The organism is Rhizobium sp. P1_E6 (genome assembly GCF_056405875.1).
Genome location: NZ_JBFUBG010000290.1, coordinates 1 through 1,140, shown reverse-complemented (window position 1 = coordinate 1,140; position 1,140 = coordinate 1). Strand labels below are relative to the sequence as shown.

General features: G+C 58.9%; 2 protein-coding genes. Both read left to right on the top strand.

What is annotated here, in order from left to right; all coding sequences use genetic code 11:
- Positions 1 to 601, top strand: a 601-nt coding sequence (locus tag AC1D35_RS36300; RefSeq protein WP_477942866.1) for an SDR family NAD(P)-dependent oxidoreductase, incomplete at its 5' end; no start/stop codon positions are given.
- Between the two features lie 162 nt (positions 602 to 763).
- Positions 764 to 1,140: sugar ABC transporter substrate-binding protein (locus tag AC1D35_RS36295; RefSeq protein WP_477942864.1), on the top strand; the 377-nt coding region annotated here is incomplete at its 3' end.

Genomic DNA, 1,140 nt, shown 5'->3' with positions numbered 1-1,140 from the left:
GCGTGGTACCAAAGCACATTTCATTGCGCTCGATGTCTCATCTGAAGACAGCTGGTCCAAGGCCGTCGATGCGGTTTCCAGCCAGTTTGGCAAGATTGACATCCTTGTCAACAACGCCGGCATCTATCTTTCCGGAACGACGGAATCGACGAGCCTCGAGGTCTGGGAAAAGACCTTCGCGGTCAACGTTCGAGGCGTGTTCCTCGGATCGAAATTCGTCATTCCGCATATGCGCCGGGCCGGCGGCGGATCGATCATCAACGTCTGCTCGAACTGGGGCCTTGTCGCTTTTCCTGACGCTGCTGCCTATGTCGCGTCGAAGGGCGCCGTGCGCTTGCTGACCAAGGCGACGGCATCGGAGGTCGCCAAGGACAATATCCGGGTCAATTCCGTGCACCCGAGCCTCACGGCAACCGCAATGACTGCGGACATCATCGCAAACGATCCTGAGATGACCCGCAAACTGGTCGGTCCCTCGCTGCTCGGGCGCCCGGCCCGTGCCGAGGAGATCGCCAACGCGGTTCTGTTCCTTGCCTCGGACGAGGCGTCGTTCATGACCGGCAGCGAGATGGTTGTCGATGGCGGATATACCGCAGTCTAAACAGATATGTCTGCTCTCGAGTTGTCCTTGAGGGCCTGAAGAAGTGCCGTTGCCTTGGTCTCGGAGGGGATCGCGGCAACGGGCTTGAGGTGACGCAAGCAGATCGCGGCGCGGCCGCTCAGGATTGCCCGCCTCACATCGTTCATTCAACGGGAGGATAAAATGACTGATTTCAACGATAATTCCAGCGTGCCTGGGCTCATCTCATTGCCCGATTTTGGCAGAAGAGCGTTTCTCGGCGCTACGGCGGCGATCGGTGCGGCGGCAATGACCGGCCTCTCCATCACGCCGGCGCGCGCTGCGGGAAAGGATCCCAAGGACTATCACTTCGGCGTCGCCATTCCCTATAGCGGGCAGGAATCCTACGAACACATCATTGCCGGTTACAAGGGTGCGATGGATGCTCTTGGTGGCTCACTGACGATCGTCGATTCCAATTGGGACGTGAAAAAGCAAGCCGACCAGATCGCAACGCTCGTTTCTTCCGGCGTTGACGCCCTCATCGTACTTCCGATCGACCCGAGCGGCATCTCGAATGC